General features: G+C 69.5%; 16 protein-coding genes. 3 read left to right on the forward strand and 13 right to left on the reverse strand.

The window, feature by feature from the left end:
- Positions 1-88 precede the first annotated feature (88 nt).
- From GY24_RS08295 to GY24_RS08310, 4 genes are read right to left on the reverse strand one after another with little or no spacing between them, the layout of a single operon-like run.
- A complete protein-coding gene (locus GY24_RS08295; RefSeq protein ID WP_104475213.1) occupies positions 89-1183 on the reverse strand; it encodes an ROK family protein in 1095 nt (364 codons plus the stop codon).
- 2 nt (positions 1184-1185) lie between these two features.
- The gene (locus GY24_RS08300) at positions 1186-2145 is read right to left on the reverse strand and encodes a carbohydrate ABC transporter permease (RefSeq protein ID WP_233279273.1); all 960 of its coding nucleotides are present in this window, start codon (positions 2143-2145) and stop codon (positions 1186-1188) included.
- A complete protein-coding gene (locus tag GY24_RS08305) occupies positions 2135-3046 on the reverse strand; it encodes a carbohydrate ABC transporter permease (RefSeq protein WP_083363475.1) in 912 nt (303 codons plus the stop codon). Before GY24_RS08305 ends, GY24_RS08300 begins: the two co-directional genes overlap by 11 nt.
- A gap of 34 nt (positions 3047-3080) precedes the next feature.
- A complete protein-coding gene (locus GY24_RS08310) occupies positions 3081-4337 on the reverse strand; it encodes an ABC transporter substrate-binding protein (RefSeq protein WP_233279274.1) in 1257 nt (418 codons plus the stop codon).
- A gap of 282 nt (positions 4338-4619) precedes the next feature.
- On the opposite strand from GY24_RS08310, the gene GY24_RS08315 reads away from it, so the two are divergent.
- Positions 4620-5795, forward strand: a complete 1176-nt coding sequence (locus GY24_RS08315; protein WP_104475214.1) for an ROK family transcriptional regulator — start codon at positions 4620-4622, stop codon at positions 5793-5795.
- Positions 5796-5939: 144 nt separating this feature from the next.
- Here the strand turns inward: GY24_RS08315 and GY24_RS08320 are convergent, their stop codons facing one another.
- The 9 genes from GY24_RS08320 to GY24_RS08360 all read right to left on the reverse strand — a co-directional run bounded on the left by GY24_RS08320 (position 5940) and on the right by GY24_RS08360 (position 20807).
- Positions 5940-7235, reverse strand: coding sequence for an alpha-L-fucosidase (locus GY24_RS08320; RefSeq protein WP_104475215.1), 1296 nt, complete (start codon positions 7233-7235; stop codon positions 5940-5942).
- 127 nt (positions 7236-7362) lie between these two features.
- Positions 7363-8388, reverse strand: coding sequence for a ketol-acid reductoisomerase (gene ilvC / locus GY24_RS08325; RefSeq protein WP_104475216.1), 1026 nt, complete (start codon positions 8386-8388; stop codon positions 7363-7365).
- A gap of 69 nt (positions 8389-8457) precedes the next feature.
- Positions 8458-8967, reverse strand: coding sequence for an acetolactate synthase small subunit (gene ilvN, locus GY24_RS08330; RefSeq protein ID WP_083363469.1), 510 nt, complete (start codon positions 8965-8967; stop codon positions 8458-8460).
- Positions 8968-8970: 3 nt separating this feature from the next.
- The gene (locus tag GY24_RS08335; RefSeq protein ID WP_233279276.1) at positions 8971-10770 is read right to left on the reverse strand and encodes an acetolactate synthase large subunit; all 1800 of its coding nucleotides are present in this window, start codon (positions 10768-10770) and stop codon (positions 8971-8973) included.
- Positions 10771-10843: 73 nt separating this feature from the next.
- Positions 10844-12538 (reverse strand): dihydroxy-acid dehydratase, encoded by a 1695-nt coding sequence (ilvD, locus tag GY24_RS08340; protein WP_104475218.1) that lies wholly within the window; start codon positions 12536-12538, stop codon positions 10844-10846.
- Positions 12539-12547: 9 nt separating this feature from the next.
- Complete coding sequence (locus GY24_RS08345; RefSeq protein ID WP_407662161.1) at positions 12548-14767, reverse strand: bifunctional alpha,alpha-trehalose-phosphate synthase (UDP-forming)/trehalose-phosphatase; 2220 nt, start codon at positions 14765-14767, stop codon at positions 12548-12550.
- A 359-nt stretch (positions 14768-15126) separates the two neighbouring features.
- Positions 15127-17115, reverse strand: a complete 1989-nt coding sequence (locus GY24_RS08350; protein ID WP_104475219.1) for a YhgE/Pip family protein — start codon at positions 17113-17115, stop codon at positions 15127-15129.
- Positions 17115-20126, reverse strand: a complete 3012-nt coding sequence (locus tag GY24_RS08355) for an MMPL family transporter (protein ID WP_104475220.1) — start codon at positions 20124-20126, stop codon at positions 17115-17117. Before GY24_RS08355 ends, GY24_RS08350 begins: the two co-directional genes overlap by 1 nt.
- 75 nt (positions 20127-20201) lie before the next feature.
- Positions 20202-20807 carry a TetR/AcrR family transcriptional regulator gene (locus GY24_RS08360; RefSeq protein ID WP_104475221.1) on the reverse strand — a complete coding sequence of 202 codons (606 nt, stop codon included), beginning with the start codon at positions 20805-20807 and terminating at the stop codon, positions 20202-20204.
- Positions 20808-20910: 103 nt separating this feature from the next.
- On the opposite strand from GY24_RS08360, the gene GY24_RS08365 reads away from it, so the two are divergent.
- Entirely contained in the window at positions 20911-21099 is a 189-nt protein-coding gene (locus tag GY24_RS08365; protein ID WP_083363463.1) for a hypothetical protein, read from the forward strand.
- A gap of 157 nt (positions 21100-21256) precedes the next feature.
- Entirely contained in the window at positions 21257-21583 is a 327-nt protein-coding gene (locus tag GY24_RS08370; RefSeq protein WP_104475222.1) for a hypothetical protein, read from the forward strand.
- Positions 21584-21605: the final 22 nt, after the last annotated feature.

The following is a 21605-nucleotide window of genomic DNA, read 5'->3' on the forward strand; positions in this document are numbered from 1 at the left end:
GCCGATGCGCGGGCGGACGAGGCCGCCCTCAGCGACCGGGGAGAGCGGGCCGGACCAGATTTCCGATGCTTCAATCACGCTGTAGTTCCTATGCTTCGGCGCTGACGAGAGCGCTGTTTCTGTCTGCGTTGTTCGGGTCCGAGCGGCTCGTGTCCGCGCGGTTCGTGGCTGCGCTGCTCGTGGCTGCGCTGTTCGTGGCTGCGCTGTTCGTGGCTGCGCTGTTCGTGGCTGCGCTGTTGCCGTCGGCGAGCCGCCAGGCCAGCGCGGCGGCGCCGATGGCGACGGAGTTGCCACCGAGCGCGCTCGGCACGACGACGAGGGGGTAGCCGGAGACGGGTTGGTGCGAGTTCAGCGTCTCACGGAGCGCGGGCTCGAGCACGTCCCAGGCGCCGCGCACTCCCCCGCCGATGACGACGTCCTGCACGTCGACCAGGTTGACCGCCGTGGCGATCGCGAGGGCGATGGCGTGTCCGGCGGCGTCGAAGGTGGCGATGGCATCCGCGTCGCCGGCACGCGCGCGCGCGGCCACGAGCACGGCGGTGTCGACGTCGTCGACTCCTGCCCGCTCGCTGTAGCGGGCCGCGATGGAGCGGCCGGATGCCAGCGTCTCCAGGTGGCCGAGCTGGCCGCACGTGCAGACGATGTCGCTGTATCCGGGCGTGTGCCCGATCTCGCCGGCCGCGCCGCGGGCGCCGAGGAACACCGCGCCGCCGAGCGCGAGCGCGCCGCCGACGCCGGTTCCGAGCATGATTCCGAGGGCGTTCTCGCTGCCGGCGATCGCGCCGTAGCGGGTCTCGCCGAGCAGGAAGGCGTTCACGTCGTTGTCGACGGCGACGCCGACACCGAGCCGCTCACCGAGGTCGGCGCCGAGGCCGAAGCCGGCCCAGTCGGTGAAGGACTCGGAGGCGGCGATGATGACGCCGGTCTCGGCGTCGACGACGCCGGCTGCGCCGACACCGGCCGCGATGACGCGGAGGCCGAGGGTGGCCTCGAGGCTCTGCACCAGCCGGGCGGCGGCGCGGCTCATCGCCGCGCCGCCCTCCCTGGCCGGGGCCGGGACCGTGCCGGAGGCCAGCACGGTGCCGGCACGGTCAACGAGCAGCGCAGAGATCTTGGTCCCACCGATGTCGATTCCCGCCACGGCCGCGGGCACAGCGGTGCCCTGGCGTTGTGCGTTCGTCATGCTTAGCGACCACCCAGACCGGCCATGGAGATGCCCTTGACCAGGTGTTTCTGCAGCGCGATGACGAGGACGGTCGTCGGGATCATGGAGATGATCGCGGCGGCCATCTGGAGGTCCCAGCGGGTTCCGGTCAGGCCGGAGAAGCTGGCCAGACCGATCGGCAGGGTGCCGTGGGCGGCGTAGTCGACGGTCACGATGAGCGGCCAGAGGTAGCTGTTCCAGAAGCCGAGGAAGGTGAAGACGGCCAGCACGGCGACGCCGGACTTGGACAGCGGCAGGATGATCTGCAGGAAGGTGCGGATCGGTCCGGCGCCGTCCACGCGGGCGGCTTCCTCGAGCTCGAACGGGATGCCGCGGAAGAACTGGCGCATCAGGAAGGTGCCGAAGGCGGTGAACGCGAACGGGAAGATGAGCGCCTGGTAGGTGTCGACCCAGCCGAACCACTGCATCACGATGAACATCGGGATGACGATGACCTCGGCCGGCACCATCAGGGTGGCCAGGAACAGCACGAACACGGCGTCGCGGCCCTTCCAGCGCAGGCGGCCGAACGCGTAGCCGGCCATGGTGGACACGGCGAGCACGACGAGGGTTCCGGCGATGGCGACGAAGAAGGAGTTGCCGATGTAGGTCAGGAACGGGCCGTAGCTGAAGACGTCGATGAAGTTCGTCCAGCGCACCTCTGACGCGATCAGCGTCGGCGGCATGGAGAAGATCTCCTGGTTCGGCTTCATGGCCGAGAAGAACGCGTACACCAGCGGGGCGAGGAAGATCGCGGCGGCGATGTAGACGCCGATGTGGGCGAAGACCAGGCGGACCTTCTCCGGTCGGGTCATCGGGGCGTGCCCGGCGACCTTCTCTTGGTCCTCCTTGCCGCGGCGGCGCTTGCGCGCCGGCGGCATCGTCACCGCGCGGGTGTCGTCGGCCGGGGCGGCCGGGGCGGTGATCGTACTAGTGCTCATAGTGCACCCACTTCTTCTGAGCGCCGAACTGCGCGGCGGTCATGGCGATGATGATGGCGAAGAGGATCCAGGCGGCCGCGGCGGCGAGGCCGAGCTCTTGGAACTTGAATCCCTGGTTGTAGATGAACTGCACGATCGGCTGGGTGGCGTTGCCCGGGCCGCCGCCGGTGAGCATCTGCGGCTGCACGAACACCTGCATGGCGCTGATCATGGTCATGATGCTGGCGAAGAAGATCGACGGCGACGTCAGCGGGACGGTGATCTTCCACGTCATCCGCAGGCCGGTGGCTCCGTCGATGCGGGCCGCCTCCACGACGGACTCCGGCAGCTGCTCGAGAGCGGCGGAGAAGATCAGCATGTTGTAGCCGAGGCCCTGCCAGACGCTCATCATGACGACCATCATCATGGCCCACTGCGGGTCGGCCAGGAAGTTCGGCAGTTCGATGCCGAACCAGGTCTGGGAGAGGCCGTTGACGAGGCCCTGCGGCTGCAGCAGCATCTTCCAGACCAGGACGTTGGCCACCATCGGGGTGACAACGGGGATGAAGAACAGGACGCGGAGGGCGCCACGGCCACGGATCCGCGAGTGCAGCGAGAGCGCCAGCAGGTAGGACATGACGACGCTGATCGGCACGTAGAGCAGCGCGAACACGAAGGTGTTGCGGAGGGCGGGCCAGAAGTCCGGGCTGTCCGTGAAGAGCTTGACGTAGTTGTCGAAGCCGACAAACGTCTTCTCGCCGACGGTGGGCCAGTCGAAGAAGCCCATCACGATGGAGAGTGCTACGGGGACGAAGGTGAACAGGGCGAGGCCCGCCAGGGCCGGGCTGACAAAGCCCAGCGCCTGACGGGATTCGCTCTTTGCAAGAGCCCCTCGACGAGGTGTGTGAGTACCGTTCGACATGTCGAGAGGACTCCTCGCTTTCGTTAGTTAGTTGTTACTTGCCGAACTGCGACTGAGCGGTCTTGAGCACGTTCTCCATGCTCTCCTGGCCGTTGTAGACGCTGACCAGCTGCGGCTGGACGAAGGTGTCGATCTTGGACCAGTTGTCGGTGACGTACTGACCCTGCACGTTGCTGAACGCAGACTCGAACGCGGCCTCAACCTGGTCGCGGAACTCGGCCGGGAGCGACTCGAAGTAGAGCGGCTGCGAGGAGACGCGGGCCGGGTAGCTGCGGCCGGAGGACGCGATGTAGTCCTGCGACTCGACGCTCAGCAGCGAGCCGAGAACCTTGAGGGCTGCTTCCTTGTTGTCGCAGTCCTGGGCGATGCCGAAGCCGGAGCCGAGCACGAGGCCGAGCGAGCCGTTGGCGCCTGCGGGCAGCGGGGCCATGCCGGCGGTGAAGCCCGGGTCGTTGTCGAGGTAGCCGACGGCGTTCCAGGTGCCGTCAACGGCCATGGCCGCCATGCCGCTGGAGTACTGGTTCTCGCCCCAGCCGGTGTCGGATGCGGAGGAGACGGGGAGGGCGACCTTCTGCTCGGTGACGAGCTCGCCGTACCAGGTGGCTGCGTCGACGAAGGCCGGGTTGGTCAGGTCGAGCGTGCCGTCCTGCTTGACCGGCTGGACGCCGGCCTTGGCGATGGGCAGTGCCTGCCACTGGAAGCCGCCCATGCCGATGCCGAAGCCGGCGTGCTGGTCGGTGGTGGCAGCCTTGGCGGTGGCCTCGAAGTCGTCGAAGGTCCAGCCGTCGGCGGGGACCGGCGCGCCGGTCTCGGCCAGCATGTCGGCGTTGTAGTAGGTGAGCATGGTGGCCATGTCGAAGGGAACGCCGTAGACGTCGCCCTTGTTGCTCAGGATCTCGAGGGCGCCGTCGGCGAACTCGTCGGTGACGATGCCGGCGGTGGCCAGGTCCTCGTCGGTCAGCTGGGCGAAGCCGGCGGTGTAGCTGGAGAGCATTCCGCTGTTCATGCCGGTGACGCAGGCCATGTTGCCCGAGGCCATGTTGGTGGTGAGCTTCGTGAAGAAGTCGCCCCACGGCGCGGTGCGCAGCTCGATCTTGAGGTCGGGGTTGGCCTTCTGTGCGATGGCGACCTGTGCCTCGAGTGCCGCGGTGTCGTCCTGGCTGCCTGCCCACATGTCAACGACGATCTTGTCGCCGCCTGCGCTGCCTGCGTCCGTGCCGCCGGCGCTGCAGCCGGTCAGGACGAGCGCTGCCGAAGCGGTCAAGGCCGCTGCGATGTGCATCTTCTTCATCGAAAAATGTCTCCTCAGTGCGGGCCGCTCGCGCGGCCGCGTTCAGTAATTCAGGTGCACACTCCCCGAGCGATTTCCTCGTCGAGTGTCAGGGAAAGGGCTACTTATTTTGAAGGTCAAAGTAAGTTGCTCTTGATATTGCGTAAAGTCATACTCGCAGACGCCGGGCAAAAAGGTCAACTTTCATCCGATGTCTCCGTGTTACGGCTTTGTAACGCCGCAAATACACGGGGCGTGCACGCCAACGAGTAGTCTCTACTTAATTCGAAGATGAGGGAAATTATGTCGCCCATTGGCCCGCGCACCGGCGCGCACGGCACCGAGCAGTACACCGAGCAGATCATCGATCTCATCGCCTCCGGCACGGCGACGTCCCGCAGTGAGCTCGCCAGAGCGCTCGGCATCGCCCCGTCCACGGTCTCGCTGCGGGTGGCAGAGCTGGAACGGCGCGGGCTCATCGTGGAGCGCGGCGTCGGCCACTCCAGCGGCGGCCGCAAGCCCCGCATCCTCTGCCTGCGCGAGGGCACGGACTTCAACATCGTCGCCGATCTCGGCGGCCAGCATGCCCGCATCGGCCGGGTAGACCTGGCCGGGGTGCTGCACGAGACCGCGACCTTCCCCGTGCGCATCGCCGACGGGCCGGAGGCGACGCTGCGCCTGGTGTCCGCCGCGTTCGCAGAGATGATCGCGGCGGCCCCCGAGGCGGAGAGCAGCAGGCTGCGCGGCATCGGCATCGCGCTGCCCGGGCCGACATCCGAGGAGTTCGGCGGCGTCGAGTTGCCCTCCCGCATGCCCGGTTGGCAGGGCTTCTCCGTGCGCGACCGGCTCGCGCAGGACTTCCCCGACGTGCCCATCGTCGTCGACAACGACGCCAACCTGATGGCGCTCGGCGAGCACTATGCGCAGCTCACCTCCGAGCAGCACAGCATCACCGTGAAGGCCGGAACCGCCATCGGCAGCGGCATCATCGTGAACGGCGCCCTCTACCGCGGCGCGACGGGTGCGGCGGGCGACGTGACGCACACCCGCATCTCGGCGGCAGCCTCCGAGCCCTGCTCCTGCGGCAACATCGGCTGCCTCGAGACGATGGCCAGCGGCGCCGGCCTGGTCCGCCAGCTGCGCGAGCTCGGTGTGGACGTCGAGACGACGGCCGACGTCATCGCGCTCGCCCGCGACGCGCACCCGCTCGCCACGACGCTGGTGCGCACCGCCGGCACCTACCTCGGCGAGGTGCTGTCGAGCGTCGTCAACTTCTTCAACCCGGACGCGCTGTTCCTGACCGGCGGCATGGCCAGCTGCGAGCCCTTCATCGCCGCGGTGCGCAGCCGCGTCTACGAGGGCTGCCACCCGCTGGTGACCCGCAGCCTGCGCATCGAGGCAGCCAGCACGGGCCCGGATGCCGGGCTCCTCGGCGCCGCGCACCTCGTGCGCGAGAAGGTCTCGCTGCTCGGCGGCTAGCCCGCGCGGCTGCGCGGCTGCCGCAGCTGCCGCCCAGCGCCAGTTTGTCGCCCTCCGCGCCACAGAATGTGGCGCGGAGGGCGACAAAGTGGCGCACAGCGGGCTCGCCGCACGGCGCGGGGCGGCGCGGGGCGGCGGCGCGGCCTAGTCGGCGAGGGTCAGCTCGATCACGGGCATCGCCACGTCGGGGCGCCGCGTCGGCAGCGACAGCGTGAGGGTGCCGGCCGCCTGCCCGGCCGGCTGCGTCACGAGCGCCTGCTGGTCCGGGTCGGAGACCGACGTCTTCACCCACGAGCCGTCGTGCAGCAGCCGTGCGTAGCTGACCTTGCCGGCCAGCTCCGGCAGGTGCAGGAAGCCCATCGGCCAGGTGAAGACGTGCAGGTAGAGTTTGTTGCCGCGCTGCGTGTAGACGCCCTCGCGCGGCGGCCTGTGCGCGGCGTGGCCGGCGCCGACGACGGCGCGCTCGTGCAGTCGCATCCACTCGCCGATCTCTGCCAGCAGCGCGGTGTCGCGCTTGTCGAGCGCTCCCCTGCCGTTCGGGCCGACGTTCAGCAGCATGTTGCCGCCCATCGAGACGGAGTCGGCCAGCATCCGGATGAGCAGGTCGGCCGACTTGTGGTTGTCGTTGTCGCGGTCGTAGCCCCAGGACCCGTTCGTGGTCTGGCAGGCCTCCCAGAGCACGGGCACGCCGTCGGCGACGAGCGGCTCGGTCGGCTGGTACTGCTCGGGGGTGACGAAGTCGCCGGGGATGCCGAGCCGGTCGTTGACGATCATGCCGGGCTGCAGCTCGCGGCAGAGCGCGAGCAGGCCCTCCGCGTCCCAGTCCGCGGCCGACTTTCCGGCCCAGCCCTGCTTGGCCTCCGGGTAGGTGTAGTCGAAGAACAGGTAGTCGACCTGGCCGTAGTCTGTGAGCAGTTCGCGCACCTGGCCGAGCAGGAACTCGCGGTAGCGGGCCATGTCGCGGCCCTCGTTCAGGCTCGCGGCGTTCTCGTCGTCGCGGCGCGGGTGCACCCAGTCGACCGTGAAGTCGGGGTGGTGCCAGTCGATCAGGGAGTGGTACAGGCCGACCTTGAGTCCTGCGGCACGGAGCGCGTCGACGAGCTCGCGCACGAGGTCGCGGCCGCAGGCGGCCGCCGAGTTGAAGTCGCTCAGTGCGGTGTTCCAGAGCGCGAAGCCCTCGTGGTGCTTGGTCGTCAACACGACGTAGCTCATGCCGGCCTGCTTCGCCGTGCGCGCGATCTCGGCCGCGTCGAAGAGGTCGGGGTCGAAGTTGTCGAAGTACTGGCGGTAGTCCGCGTCGGTGAGCTTCTCATTCGTCTGCACCCACTCGTGCCGGGCGGCACCGCTGTACAAACCGAAGTGGACGAACATTCCGAAGCGGGCGGCGGTGAACCAGTCAGGTGCAGACACGGCGTTGTACTCCTGGGGTGAGGGGCGGATGACTCCCCCAGTTTAGCCATAGACATCGGATGTCTGGCCGGGCCGCGTGGCTGAACGAGCTGTGGCCCGCCTCGAGGAGGCGGGCCACAGCGGTGGAGCAGGGTGCAGCGCGGAGCTGCCGGAGCGGCTAGCGGGAGACGCTGCCGTCGGTGTAGTCCTCGTCCAGCTGCTTCCACGCGAAGAGGCTGCGCAGCTCGCGGCCGGTGACCTCGATCGGGTGGGCCTCGCCCTTGGCGCGGAGCGCGAGGAACTCGGGTGCGCCGGCATCCTGGTCGTCGATGAAGCGCTTGGCGAATGCACCGCTCTGGATGTCGGCGAGAACGGCCTGCATGTTCTCCTTGACGTGCGGGTCGATGACGCGCGGGCCGGAGACGTAGTCGCCGTACTCAGCGGTGTCGGAGACGCTCCAACGCTGCTTGGCGATGCCGCCCTCCCACATCAGGTCGACGATGAGCTTGAGCTCGTGCAGCACCTCGAAGTAGGCGATCTGCGGCTGGTAGCCGGCCTCGGTCAGGGTCTCGAAGCCGTACTGGACGAGCTGCGAGACGCCGCCGCAGAGAACGGCCTGCTCACCGAACAGGTCGGTCTCGGTCTCCTCGGTGAAGGTGGTCTTGATGACGCCGGCGCGGGTGCCGCCGATTGCCTTCGCGTAGGAGAGGGCGATGTCCCAGGCCTGGCCGGTCGCGTCGTTCTCGACGGCGATGATATCGGGGATGCCGCGGCCGGCGACGAACTCGCGGCGAACCGTGTGGCCGGGGGCCTTCGGGGCGACGAGGATGACGTCGACGTCCTTCGGGGCGTCGATGTAGCCGAAGCGGATGTTGAAGCCGTGTGCGAAGGCGAGGGTCTTGCCCGCGGTCAGCTTGTCCTTGATCTGGTCGTTGTAGATCGAACGCTGGTGCTGGTCCGGAGCCAGGATCATGATGAGGTCGGCCCACTCGGCCGCGTCGGCGACGGAGAGAACCTGGAAGCCCTCGTCCTGCGCCTTGGGCGCGGACTTGGAGCCTTCCTTCAGGCCGATGACGACCTCGACACCGGAGTCGCGGAGGTTCAGCGCGTGGGCGTGGCCCTGCGAGCCGTAGCCGACGATGGCAACCTTCTTGCCCTGGATGATCGACAGGTCGGCGTCTTTGTCGTAAAGGATCTCAGACATTCGTGTTTCTCTCTAACTTGGTTGTAGTGGTGTGGAAGAAATGCCGGTTGATTGCGGTGAAGCGAGTGACTAGCTCTTGAACACGCGCTCGGTGATCGACTTGGAGCCGCGGCCGATGGCCAGGCGCCCCGACTGCGCGATCTCCTTGATCCCGTAGGGCTCGAGCACGCGCAGGAACGCGTTCGTCTTGCCGGCGTCGCCGGTGACCTCGATGACGAGGGCGTCGGTCGCGACGTCCACGACGCGGGCACGGAACAGCGTGACCGCCTCGAGCACCTGGGAACGGGTGACGTTGTCGACCTTGACCTTGATCAGCATGTGCTCGCGCTGCACGGACTGTGCAGGGTCGAGTTCGACGATCTTGATCACGTTGACCAGCTTGTTCAGCTGCTTGGTGACCTGCTCGAGCGGCAGGGCGTCAACGTCGACGACGACGGTGATTCGGGAGAGGCCCTCGATCTCGCTGTGACCGACGGCGAGGCTCTCGATGTTGAAGCCGCGGCGCGCGAACAGGCCGGCGACGCGGGTGAGCAGGCCGGGCTTGTCTTCGACGAGCAGGCTCAGAACGTGGGTGCTCATGGCTTACTCCTCTTCCCAGGCTGGTGCGTGATCTTTGGCGTACTGGACGGAGCTGTTGGAGAGCCCCTGCGGCACCATCGGCCACACCATGGCGTCTCGGCTCACGATGAAGTCGATGACGACTGGGCGGTCGTTCGTCTCCAGGGCGAGCTTGATCGCCGCGTCGACCTCCTCCTCCGTGCGGACACGGATGCCGAGGGCGCCGTAGGCGTCGGCCAGCTTGACGAAGTCCGGCACCATGGCCGTCTCGTGGCCGGTGTTCAGGTCGGTGAAGCTGTGCCGTCCGTCGTAGAACATGGTCTGCCACTGGCGCACCATGCCGAGCGAGGAGTTGTTGATGATCGCGACCTTGATCGGGATGTTGTTGATGACGCAGGTGGCAAGCTCCTGGTTGGTCATCTGGAAGCATCCGTCGCCGTCGATCGCCCAGACCACGCGGTCCGGCTCGGCCACCTTGGCGCCCATGGCGGCGGGGACCGAGTAGCCCATGGTTCCGGCGCCGCCCGAGTTCAGCCAGGCGTTGGGGCGCTCGTACTTGATGAACTGCGCCGACCACATCTGGTGCTGCCCGACGCCGGCGGCGTAGATGCCCTCCGGCCCGGTCAGCTCGCCGATGCGCTGGATCACGTACTGCGGGGCGAGCAGGCCGTCGCTCGGCTTGCTGTAGCCGAGCGGGTAGCGCTCACGCAGATCGTTGAGGTTGGTCCACCAGTCCGCGATGTCGGGGGCGGTGCCGCCGGTCACCTCGGCCAGGGCCGCGGTCAGGTCGGCGATGACATCCTTGGCGTCGCCCACGATGGGCACGTCGGCGTTGCGGATCTTGGAGATTTCGGCCGGGTCGACGTCCACGTGCACGATCTTGGCGAGCGGGGCGAACAGCGACACCTTGCCGGTGACGCGGTCGTCGAAGCGGGCGCCGAGCGAGATGATCAGGTCGGCCTGCTGCAGCGAGAGCACCGCGGGCACCGTTCCGTGCATCCCGGGCATGCCCAGGTGCTGCGGGTGGGAGTCCGGGAACGCGCCGCGCGCCATCAGGGTGGTGACGACGGGGGCACCGGATGCCTCGGCGAGCACCTTCAGCTCGGCCGAAGCCTGGGCGCGGATCACGCCGCCGCCGACGTAGAGCACGGGCTTCTTGGCCTCGGCGAGCAGCTGGGCCGCGGCCTGGATCTGCTTGCCGTGCGCCTTGGTGATGGGGCGGTAGCCGGGCAGGTCGATCTTCGGCGGCCAGGTGAACACCATCTCGCCCTGCTGGGCGTCCTTGGTGATGTCCACGAGCACGGGGCCGGGGCGCCCGGTCGAGGCGATGAGGTGCGCGGCGGCGATCGTCGCCGGGATGTCCTCGGCGCGCTTGACCAGGAAGGAGTGCTTGGTGATCGGCATCGTGATTCCCACGATGTCGGCCTCCTGGAAGGCATCCGTTCCCATCAGCGTGGAGAATACCTGGCCGGTGATCGCCAGCAGCGGCACCGAGTCCATGTAGGCGTCGGCGATCGCCGTGACGAGGTTCGTGGCGCCGGGGCCGGATGTCGCGATGGCGACGCCGACCTTGTTGCTCGAGGAGGCGTAGCCCTCCGCCGCGTGGCCGGCACCCTGCTCGTGGCGAACGAGGATGTGGCGGATCGCGGTCGAGGACATCAGCTCGTCGTAGAACGGGATGATGGCGCCGCCGGGCAGGCCGAAGACGTCCTTGATGCCGAGCAGCTCGAGGCTGCGCAGGATGGCGCCGGAGCCGGTCATCGTCTCTGGGCCGGTCAATGGGTTCGCCGCTGCCCCCGCACCCGTCTTGGGTGTGGGAGGCATCGGCACGTTCTGAGATTCCGTAGGCATACGGTGGGTTCCCTTGGGTACGTGATGGATTGATGAAACGCGGCTACTAGCCGGTGACTGCGCCTTCAGCGGCAGAGTGCACGAGCTTGGAGTACTTCGCGAGGACGCCACGGGTATAGCGCGGGGGAAGAGGTGCCCAGCCTTCACGGCGGGCGGCCAGCTCAGTCTCGTCGACAAGTAGGTCAAGGGAGCGGGCCGCGATATCGACCCGTATAAGATCACCATCGCGCACGAATGCAATTGGACCTGCGTCCACTGCTTCGGGTGCTATGTGGCCGATGCACAGTCCGGTTGTGCCACCTGAGAATCGGCCGTCCGTCAAGAGTAGTACATCTTTTCCGAGCCCGGCGCCCTTGATGGCCGCGGTGATCGAGAGCATCTCCCGCATGCCGGGTCCGCCCTTCGGCCCCTCGTAGCGGATGATGACGACGTCGCCCTTGCTGATCTTGCCCTCGGTCAGGGCATCCATTGCGCCGCGCTCGCGCTCGAACACGCGGGCGGGGCCCTCGAAGATGTCGGCGTCGAAGCCGGCCGTCTTGACGACGGCGCCCTCGGGGGCGAACGTGCCCTTCAGCACGGTGATGCCGCCGGTCGCGTGGATCGGGTTGTCGAGGGTGCGAATGACCTCGCCGTCGAGCGGGTCGGGGTTCAGCGCCTCCAGGTTCTCGGCCAGGGTCTTGCCGGTCACGGTGAGCACGTCGCCGTGCAGCAGGCCGGCCTCGAGCAGGGCGCGCATGAGCACCGGGATGCCGCCGTGGCGGTCCACATCGGCCATGACGTACTTGCCGAACGGCTTCATGTCGGCCAGGTGCGGCACCTTGTCGCCGATGCGGTTGAAGTCCTCGAGGGTGAGCTCGACCTCTGCCTCGTGCGCGATGGCGAGCAGGTGCAGCACGACGTTTGTCGAGCCGCCGAGCGCCATGGCGACCGTGATGGCGTTCTCGAAGGCCTTCTTGGTCATGATGTCGCGCGCGGTGATGCCGAGGCGCAGCATGTTGACGACGGCCTCGCCGGAGCGGTGGGCGAAGTAGTCGCGGCGGCGGTCGGCCGAGGGCGGGGCGGCCGAGCCGGGCAGGCTCATGCCGAGCGCCTCGGCGACGGATGCCATGGTGTTGGCCGTGTACATGCCGCCGCAGGCGCCCTCGCCCGGGGCGATGGCGCACTCGATGCGCTTGAGGTCTTCCTCGCTCATGGTGCCGGCCTTGCAGGCGCCGACGGCCTCGAAGGAGTCAATGATGGTGACCTCCTTCTCGGTGCCGTCGCTGAGCTTGACCCAGCCGGGCGCGATCGAGCCGGCGTAGAGGAACACGGAGGCCAGGTCGAGGCGGGCCGCGGCCATCAGCATGCCGGGCAGCGACTTGTCGCAGCCGGCCAGCAGCACGGAACCGTCGAGGCGCTCGGCCATCATGACGGTCTCGACCGAGTCGGCGATGACCTCGCGCGAGACGAGCGAGAAGTGCATGCCCTCGTGGCCCATCGAGATGCCGTCGGAGACGGAGATGGTGCCGAACTGCAGCGGGTAGCCGCCGCCGGAGTGCACACCCTCCTTGGCGCCCTGGGCGAGCCGGTCCAGGCTCAGGTTGCAGGGCGTGATCTCGTTCCACGAGCTCGCAATACCGATCTGGGGCTTGTCCCAGTCCTCGTCCCCCATGCCGACGGCGCGGAGCATTCCGCGGCTCGTGGTGGCTTCAATTCCATCAGTGACTGCACGGCTTCGTGGCTTGATATCAATCTCAGGCATGGCTTGAGTCTAGAACCTAGCCGGGGGCGGCTCCGTCGCCTCTGGGTGGGCCCGGCCGACCGCTTCGGCGTTCGCCGTGCGGAAATCGGCGAGCAGGGCGAGCACCTCGGCCAGTTCCTCCGGCCCGCGCACCCGGTTGCCGGCCACCGTGATGCCCTGGCCGATCTTCAGGGAGAGGTCGTCGGCTCCCTGCACCGCGAAGGCGTTCTCGTCGGTGACGTCGTCGCCGGCGTAGAACACGGATGTCGCGTCGGTGTACTCCCGCAGGCGTTGCAGTGCGTCGCCCTTGTTGCCGTCGCGGACGGAGAACTCGAGCACGTTCTTGCCCTCCAGCACGGTGAGGGTCGGCAGCACGCTGCTGACCGCCCCGCGCGCGCTGCGCTGCAGCGCCTGCCCGACCGGCGCAGAGACGAGGCGGGTGTGCAGCGCGAAGCCGGCCGGCTTCCGCTCGACCCACACGCCCTCGGCCCGGGCGGCGATGCCGTCGAGGATCTCGGCGAGGGTCGCCAGCTGGGCGATCTCCTCGCCGAGGAGGTCGACCGAGATGCCGGGCTGGTCGAGCCGCATCTCGATGCCGTGCGAGCCGGTCAGCAGCACCGACTCCGGCGGCTCCGCGACCTGTTCCAGGCTCACCAGCGCGCGCCCGGAGACGAAGGCGACGCGGGTGTCCGGCAGGGCGACGAGCCGCATCACGGCGTCCCGGGCGCTCTCCAGCGCCCGGGCCTCCTCCGGCCTGTCCACGTGCGGGGCCAGCGTGCCGTCGAAGTCGAGGGCGACGAGCAGCCGCGGGGTCGCCGCCACCTCGCGCAGCTTGGTGACGAGGCCGTCCGGGATGCCCGGCTCGATGGCGGCCCGCCCGGTGAGGATGTCGAGGAACGCCTTGGCCCAGTCGGAGACGTTGTTCTCGCGCAGCCGTTTGCGCAGCGACTTCATCCGCTTCCTGCGCTCCTTCTTCGGCATCCGCACCGCCTGCTCGATGGCGTCCTTCAGACCGTCGATGTCGTGCGGGTTGATGAGCAGAGCCTGTTTGAGCTCGTCGGATGCCCCGGCGAACTCGCTCAAGACGAGCACGCCGTCGTTGTTGATGCGGCAGGCGACGTACTCCTTGGCGACCAGGTTCATGCCGTCGCGGAGGGCGGTCACGAGCATGATGTCGGCGGCGAGGTAGAGCGCGACCATCTCCTCGCGCGGGTAGGCCTGGTGCAGGTAGGCGATGGCGGTGTGGCTGAGCGTGGAATGGTCGCCGTTCAGCCGTCCGACTTGCAGTTCGATTTCGTCACGCAACGTCATATAGGTCGCGACGCGCTCCCGGCTGGGGCTGGCGACTTGCACGAGGACGGTGTTCTCGACGTCGAGCCGGTGCTGGGCAAGGAGCTCGCCGTAGGCCTTCAGCCGGTGGCCGATGCCCTTGGTGTAGTCCAGCCGGTCCACGCCCAGCATGACCGTGTCCGGGTTGCCGAGGCCCTCCCGGATCTCGCGTGCCCTGGCCTGAATATCGGGCCGCGCGGCGAGCTCCTCGAAGCCGGCGACGTCGATCGAGATGGGGAAGTTGGTGGCGACGACGCGCCGGAGGTCGCCGTTCTCGCCCGGCACCTCGACGACAGTGTGCCGGGTGGTGTAACCGAGCAGTCGGCGCACCGCGCGGGTGAAGTTGCCGGCGTCCGCGACCCGCTGGAAGCCGATGACGTCGGCGCCGAGCAGGCCCTCGAGGATCTGCTTGCGCCAGGGCAGCTGCGAGTACAAACCGTAGGGCGGGAACGGGATGTGGTTGAAGAAGCCGATGACGAGGTCGGGCCGGAGCCCGCGCAGCATCGCCGGCACGAGCTGCAGCTGGTAGTCCTGCACCCAGACGGTGGCGCCGGGCGCCGCGGCGCGGGCGGCGGCCTCGGCGAAGCGCCGGTTCACGGCCTGGTAGCTCTCCCACCACTCCCGGTGGTAGCTGGGCGGCGCGATGACATCGTGGTAGAGCGGCCAGAGGGTGTCGTTGGAGAAGCCCTCGTAGTAGCGCTCGACGTCCAGTGTGCTGAGCGCGACGGGAACAATGGAGATGCCGTCGTTCTCGAACGCCTCGAACTCGCGGTCGGCCACTCCGGCCCAGCCCACCCAGGCGCCGTCGGATTCGCGCATCACCGGTTCCAGCGCGGTGACCAGGCCGCCGGGCGAGGAGCGCCAGCGCGACGTTCCATCATCGTCGACCACGTAGTCGACGGGCAGGCGGTTCGACACCACGACGAGGCTGTAGTCGCCGGTGGGCGCAGCGGTGTCGGTGGGCGATTCGGTTGTGGGGCTCAGTGGGGCGGAAATGGTGTGTCCGTTCCGGTGCGAAAGGTGCTCGCACCTTGCTCGTCTTCGAGGCTAGCACCGGCCTCCGGCCGCCGCCGGGGGTTTACGAACGGCGTCTGCTCTGGTACGCGCGGGAGCCCGCCGGCTCGACGGGGCGCCGGCGACCGGAGCCGGCGGGGCGAGTCTCGGCATGCTCAACAGGCACGCTCAGCCGGCACGCTCGACAGGCACGCTCGACCGGCACGCTCAAGAGAAGGAGGGCCCCGAGACTCGCGCCTCGGGGCCCTCCGCACAGCGGGAGCCCGCTAGCTCTGCGCCAGCGCGAACGCGAAGGAGCGCGCCCCGCGGCGCCGGGCGACCACGGCGAGCGAGCCCAGGGCGCCGAGCAGAGCGAACACCGCCAGCACGAGCGCCGCCGTGCCGACCGCTCCCCCGCCGACGCCGGCCACGATCGCCTGCATGCCCTGCACCGCCCAGGTGAGCGGCAGGATCGGGCTGATCAGCTGGAACGGCGCGGCGAGGATCTCCACCGGATAGAGCCCGCCCGCGCTGGTCAGCTGCAGGGCGAGCAGCACGAGCGAGACGACGATGCCGGTGCGCCCCCACGCGGTGACCAGGAAGTGGTGCACTGCGACGAAGGCGGCGGCCATCAGCAGGCTGAAGCCGAGCGTGGCCGGCAGGGCGGCCCAGCTCACGCCGAGCGCGGTGTGCAGCAGGGCGACGACGACGAGCGCCTGCGCGGCTGCGATCGCGAAGCCGCGCAGCAGCCCGCGCGCGACGATCCGGCCGGTGGAGGCCGTCGAGCCGAGCGCGAGCGCCGTCACCGGGCGCATCAGCAGGAAGATGACGAGGGCGCCGATCCAGAGCCCGACGGGCACGAACACCATGCCGATGATCTGGCCGATCGAGGAGATCGCGTTCTCGCGCTCCAGGCTGACGCCGACGGGCTCGGCGATCACCTCGGCCGTGGTCTGCGGGTCGCTGCCGGCGAGTGCGCTCGCCTGCTCGGCGCCGTCGCCGAGGCCCGTGGCCAGCTCGCTGGCGCCGTCGTGCAGCTGGTGGGCGCCGGATGCCGAGGCGCCCGCCCCGTCGGCGAGCTGCGCGATGCCGCCGGCAAGCTCTGAGGCACCCCCGGCGAGCTCTGAGGCCCCGCCGGCCAGGCTGTCCGCGCCGGAGCGCAGGCCGTCGGACCCACCGGAGAGCTGTGCGGCACCGTCGGCGAGCTGGCCGATTCCGCCTTGCACGCCGCCGATCGCGGTCGCGGTCTGCGCGGCGAGCTCGTCACCGCTGCCGACGAGCTGGTTGATCCCGGCCTGCACGCCGCCCATGGCCTGGAGGGCGCCCTGCGCCGCCTGCTGCTGCTCGGGCGTCAGGCTCGGCATCAGGGCGCCGAGAGCGGCCATGCCCTGGTCGAGATAGGGGTTCAGCTGCCCGACGGCGCCGTTGATGCCCTGGGTGTACGCCTTCACGCCATCGCTCAGCTGGGTCAGCCCGGCTGCGCTGCTGTTCAGCGTGCCGAGGCCCGCCGCGATGCCGTCGACGCCGGTGGAGTACTCGCGCACCCCGCCGGCCAGTCCGCTGGCACCGCCGGCCAGCCCACTGGCGCCGTCAGCCAGCTCGGCCGCGCCGGATGCCGCGGTGCCGGCGCCCGTGCTCAGCGTGTCGAGTCCGCCGGCCAGGGTGCCGACGCCGCTGGAGAGCGTCGTCGCGCCGTCGGCCGCCGTGCCGAGCGAGCTGCCCATCTCGGCGATGCCCGAGTAGAACGCGGTCAGGTACTGCGTGGTGATCGCGCGGCCGAAGCTGCTCGTCATCGCCTCGCCGACGGACTGGGCGGCCGAGCCGGCCAGGTAGGCGTGCGCGTCATCCGTGGTGATCTGCAGGTCGGCCTGCGTGGGCTCCGCGCCGGAGAGCGAGTTGATGGCGGCGGAGAAGTCGCTCGGGATGGTCAGCACGGCGTACGCCTCGCCGGCGGCGAGCGCCGCGGCGGCGTGCTCGGAGTTGGAGATCGTCCAGGCGAAGCCGGCGGTGTCCGGCCCGGTCAGCTCGGTGACGAGCTGGCGCCCGGCGAGGATCATCTGCTCACTGCCGTCCGGCAGCGTGGCGGTGACCATCTCGTCGTTGTTGACGACGATGGCCGGCACCGCGTCCAGGCGGTCGTCGGCGCTGGCCAGGGCCCCGGAGACGAGGCCGGCGATCGCCAGCGGCACGACGATGATGCCCGCGAGCATCAGGGCGAACGCGGTGCGGCGCTGGCCGGGCGTGCGCCGGAACAGTTTCTCGAGTCGAGCGCTCATCAGCGCACTCCCCCTTCTTCCAGGACGGATTCCTCTGCGGCGAACTCCCGATCGTCGGCCCCTGCGGGGGCCCCGATCAGGGCGTCGGTGTCGATGTCGGTGTCCATGTCGGTGTCAATGTCGGTGTCGTGTGGCTCTGGCAGTGCGAGGGCCACGGCGGTCCGCGCCCCGATCAGGGCGCCCGATGCCGCCTGCACGGCGTCACCGGCGGCCAGCACGATCGTGGTCGAGGCCGGGGCCAGGGCCGCCAGCACCTGGGCGATGCTGCGCCCGCGGGCGTCGACGGGCAGCGCGTCGCCGAGGTCGACGATCAGCACCTCTGGCCGCTCGGCGAGGACGCCGGCTGCGAGAACGGTCGCCCGTCCCAGCGCGCTGAGCGAGGCGATGCTGGTGTCGGCCTCGAGCGGGCGGTGGCTGGTGCCGGTTGCGCGGAGGGCCGCGTTGACCCGCTCCACCCACTCGTGCTGGCCGCTGCCGCTGCCGGCACCGCGGTACCAGGGCGCGGAGAGCTCCAGCCGCCCGGCGAGCAGCTCGCCGACGGTCTGCTCGAGCGCGCGGGGTTGCCCGGCCCCGACGTCGATGTAGCCGACCCGACGCAGCGCCAGGGAACGCTCGGAGGGCAGCGGGGAGCCGAGCAGTTGCAGCCGGCCGCCGACGGGGTCGAGCCGCCCTGCGAGCGAGGCGGCGAAGACGCGGCGGGAGGCGGCGGGCGCCTGCACGGTGACGACGCTGCCGGCCTCGATGTCGAAGCTCAGCGGGCCCATCGCCTGGCCGGGCAGGCCGAGGAGGGCCGCGTCGGCGGTGATAGCGCCCTTCTGCGCCTTCGCCCAGGCGAGGTCGCCGAGGTGGGCGCGCAGCCCCTCCCCCTCGACGTCGACGTTGGGCAGCAGCCGGCCGAGCCAGCCCGGCAGGTACCAGGCGGCCTTGCCCGCGAGCGCCATGGCGGCGGGGACGAGCGTCATGCGCACCAGGAAGGCGTCGAAGAACACGCCGATGGCGAGGGCGAAGGCGATGCCCTTGATGACCCCGGCGCCCTCCGGCACGAAGCCGAAGAAGACGAAGAACATGATCAGGGCGGCGGCCGTGACGACGCGGGCGGAGTGCTGGAAGCCGTGCACGATCGCCTCGCGCGGCTTGCCGTCTCGCACGAACTCCTCGCGCATGCCGGAGACGAGGAACACCTCGTAGTCCATGGCCAGGCCGAAGAGGACGGCCATCAACAGGATCGGCAGGAAGCTGAGGATCGGGCCGGTGTGCTCGATGTGCAGCAGGTCGGCGAACCAGCCCCACTGGAACACGGCGACCGTCGCGCCGATGGCGGCGAAGGCCGAGAGCAGGAAGCCGAGGGCGGCCTTGATCGGCACGAACAGCGAGCGGAACACCATCATCAGCAGCACGATGGAGAGGCCGACCACGATCAGTGCGAACGGCACGAGGGCGTTGCTCAGGCGGTTGGAGATGTCGATGGTGACGGCCGTCTGGCCGGTCACCCGGATCGGGGTGCCGAGATCGGCGTCGATGGAGGGGGCCAGGTCGCGGATGGCCTGCACCAGCGTCTTGGTGGCCGGGTCGTCGGGCGCAGTGGTCGGGATCACCTGGATGATGGCGGTGTCCACGGTCTCGTTCGGCAGGCCCTGGGCGACGTAGGAGACGCCGTCCAGGTGTTCCAGCTCGGTGCGGATCGCGTCGAGGTCGGTGAAGATGTCGGTGGTCTGGGTGATGTCGACGACGACGATCAGCGGGCCGTTGGCGCCGGGGCCGAAGCCCTCCTCGACCAGCTCGTAGGCGGCGCGCTGGGTGGAGCCGGCCGGCTCGGCCGCGCCCGTCGGCAGGTTGAGGTCGAGGCTGAGCGCGGGCACGGCGAGCGTGCCGAGCACGCCGACGACGAGCACGACGGCGACGATGGGCGCCTTCAGCACGGTGTTCACCCAGCGGCGGCCGAGGGTCGGCTTGGCGTCGTCGTCGGCGAGCGCGCGCCGGTGGGCGCGGCTGCCGGTCTTGGGCGTCATCCGCCCCTTGATCAGGCCGAGCATGGCCGGCAGCAGGGTCACGGCGATCAGCACCGCGACGAGCACGGCGAAGGCGGCGGCGATGCCCATGGTGCTGAGGAACGGGATGCCGACGACCAGCAGGCCGAGCAGGGCGATGATCACGGTGATGCCGGCGAAGACGACGGCGCCGCCGGCGGTGGCGACGGCGGTGGCCGCCGACTCCTCCGGCTCCACCCCGCGGGCCAGCTGTTGCCGGTGCCGCGACAGGATGAACAGCGAGTAGTCGATGCCGACGGCCAGGCCGAGCATGACGGCGAGCATCGGCGCCGTGCTGGAGACGTTCGTGAAGGCGGCGGCCCCGAGGATGCCGCCGGCGGCCACGCCGACGCCGACGAGGGCCATCAGCAGCGGCATCCCCGCCGCCAGCAGCGACCCGAACGTGATCACGAGCACCACGGCCGCGAAGAGCACGCCGAAGACCTCGACGATGGTGAGCCCGAAGGTGGTGTCCTGGAACACCTGCCCGCCGAAGGCCACGGTGAGCCCGGCCTCTTCGCCGATCGCCGCGGAGGCGGTCACGGCGTCGAGCGTCGCCTGGGTGACATCCGTGGACGCGCCGTCCATCTGCACCCGGGCGATGGCGGTCTGGGCGTCGTCGGAGACGGCATTGGCCGCGTACTCGGAGAACGGGCTGACGGCCGCCGCGACACCGGGGACGTCCTCAATGGCCGTGATGGTCTGCTCGATGGCGTCCTTGTAAGGGGCGTCCTCGACGCTCGCGCCGTCCGGGGCGTGGAAGACGGCCTCGACGGAGGCACCGGACACCTGCGGGAACACAGCCCCGAGCATGTCGATCGTCTCCTGCGACTCGGTGCCGGGGATGACGTAGGACTCGGCCAGCTGGCCGCCGAGGGCGAGGCCTCCGCCGAGCAGCGCGGCGAGCACCACGATCCAGGCGGCGATCACCGTCCAGGCGCGGCGATAGGCGAAGTGACCGATGCGGTAGAGAAAGGTTGCCACTGGTGTCCTGCTCCTGAAGGGCGTGCGGTGAGGGGGGTCTGGTGCGGGGGGGTCTGGTGCGGAGGGCCTGGCGGCCTAGGCGGGGAGCGCGAGCGGGGCGAGCAGCTCACCGACGAGTTGGATCAGGGCGGCCCGCACCTCCTCGGCCGGGCCGAGTGAGTCGGCGTCGAGGAAGTCCATTCCGGCCACGAGCGAGTAGGTCGCGCCGCCGAGTGCGACGCCGAAGCGCATCTTCTCCACCGTCGAGGCGTTGTCATCGCAGACGGTGTGCGAGAGCGTGACGATGAAGGCGTTTGCCCTGTCGATCACGGGGATGCCGCGCAGGGAGTGCCCCTGGTTGACGAAGGTGTACACCTCGAGGCGGTGCTCGAGCAGGAAGTCGATGAACTCCTCCACGAACAGCGTGCGGGCCTCCAGCGAGGAGCCGCGGTCGATGTAGCGCTGCAGCAGCGCGCCCAGCCGGTCGATGGCCGGGCCGATGGCGGCCTCCAGCAGCGCCTCCTTGTTCGCGTAGTGGTAGAGCACGCTGGACTTGGAGTAGCCAGCCTCGTCGGCGATCTGCTGCAGCGACGCCCCGGCGAAGCCGACGGCGGCGAACTGTTCGAGGGCGATCTGGCGCAGTTCGTCGCTCGCCTTCGGGCGCGGGCTGACGGAGCCTGATTCGGCGTCGTGTGTGGGCATGCGACCAGAGTATTTGACCAATCGGTCAGAAACTGCACGATCGGTCAGACTAGGGGGCAACTCTCAGATCCGGCTAACGTGGAGGGGACGAAAGGTGCAGACAATGCGCAAGTACCTGTTCAATGGCGCGGTGATCGGCGCGGTCACCAGCAGCTGGGGCATCATCCAGGCGACCCGAAACGGACCGCGCGACTGGCGCCTGGCGCTGATGTGGGTGAGCTGGGGGATCTCACTCGCCCTGGCGGTCGCCGCCGTCCGCGATGAGGCCAAGGAACGCGCCCTCGAGCAGTAGGCAGTTGACGGCGTCGCGGCGTGTCCCCCCGGGATCCGACGGAGTATAGCGCAGACTGGGGGACAGCACCCGAAGCGAGCGAGAGGAAGCGACCGTGGCGATGTTCCGCAGGCGCCGACAGTCAGCACCCGTCCTGATAGCAGCCGCACCGCCCGAGTTGAGCGACGACGCGCTGCTCGCGATCATCGACGGCAAGCTCGCAGACCTCATCGGCGCGAGCGGCGAATGGACTCTGGTCCGACGCGAGAGCGGCGACACCGACGACATCTTCCACACCATGCTGAGCGGCCAGATCGCCGTCGAGCTCGCCCAGGCCGTCAAGGCCGGCCGCGCAGCGCTGCGCAACGCCCCGGGCACCGAGCCGAGCGCGCTGCCGTGGACCCCGGCACCGGTCGCCGTGTGGGCGAATCCCGCGCACGCGGCAGCACCCCAGGGCGCCCCCGTGCGGTCGGTCCCCGCTCCGGTCGCGGCCGCCGCAGCCTAGCCGTCCAGATTTCGCCGCTGTT

Source organism: Microterricola pindariensis (assembly GCF_002936985.1).
Taxonomy (GTDB): Bacteria; Actinomycetota; Actinomycetes; order Actinomycetales; family Microbacteriaceae; genus Microterricola; species Microterricola pindariensis.

Excerpts from the sequence above, each read along its gene's own strand:
- GY24_RS08315 (WP_104475214.1), top strand. The coding sequence starts at position 4,620 with ATGTCGCCCATTGGCCCGCGCACCGGCGCGCACGGCACCGAGCAGTAC.
- GY24_RS08310 (WP_233279274.1), bottom strand. The coding sequence starts at position 4,337 with ATGAAGAAGATGCACATCGCAGCGGCCTTGACCGCTTCGGCAGCGCTC.
- GY24_RS08360 (WP_104475221.1), bottom strand. The coding sequence starts at position 20,807 with ATGCCCACACACGACGCCGAATCAGGCTCCGTCAGCCCGCGCCCGAAG.
- GY24_RS08350 (WP_104475219.1), bottom strand. The coding sequence starts at position 17,115 with ATGAGCGCTCGACTCGAGAAACTGTTCCGGCGCACGCCCGGCCAGCGC.
- GY24_RS08335 (WP_233279276.1), bottom strand. The coding sequence starts at position 10,770 with ATGCCTCCCACACCCAAGACGGGTGCGGGGGCAGCGGCGAACCCATTG.
- GY24_RS08365 (WP_083363463.1), top strand. The coding sequence starts at position 20,911 with ATGCGCAAGTACCTGTTCAATGGCGCGGTGATCGGCGCGGTCACCAGC.
- GY24_RS08295 (WP_104475213.1), bottom strand. The coding sequence starts at position 1,183 with ATGACGAACGCACAACGCCAGGGCACCGCTGTGCCCGCGGCCGTGGCG.
- ilvN (WP_083363469.1), bottom strand. The coding sequence starts at position 8,967 with ATGAGCACCCACGTTCTGAGCCTGCTCGTCGAAGACAAGCCCGGCCTG.
- GY24_RS08305 (WP_083363475.1), bottom strand. The coding sequence starts at position 3,046 with ATGTCGAACGGTACTCACACACCTCGTCGAGGGGCTCTTGCAAAGAGC.
- ilvC (WP_104475216.1), bottom strand. The coding sequence starts at position 8,388 with ATGTCTGAGATCCTTTACGACAAAGACGCCGACCTGTCGATCATCCAG.
- ilvD (WP_104475218.1), bottom strand. The coding sequence starts at position 12,538 with ATGCCTGAGATTGATATCAAGCCACGAAGCCGTGCAGTCACTGATGGA.
- GY24_RS08300 (WP_233279273.1), bottom strand. The coding sequence starts at position 2,145 with ATGAGCACTAGTACGATCACCGCCCCGGCCGCCCCGGCCGACGACACC.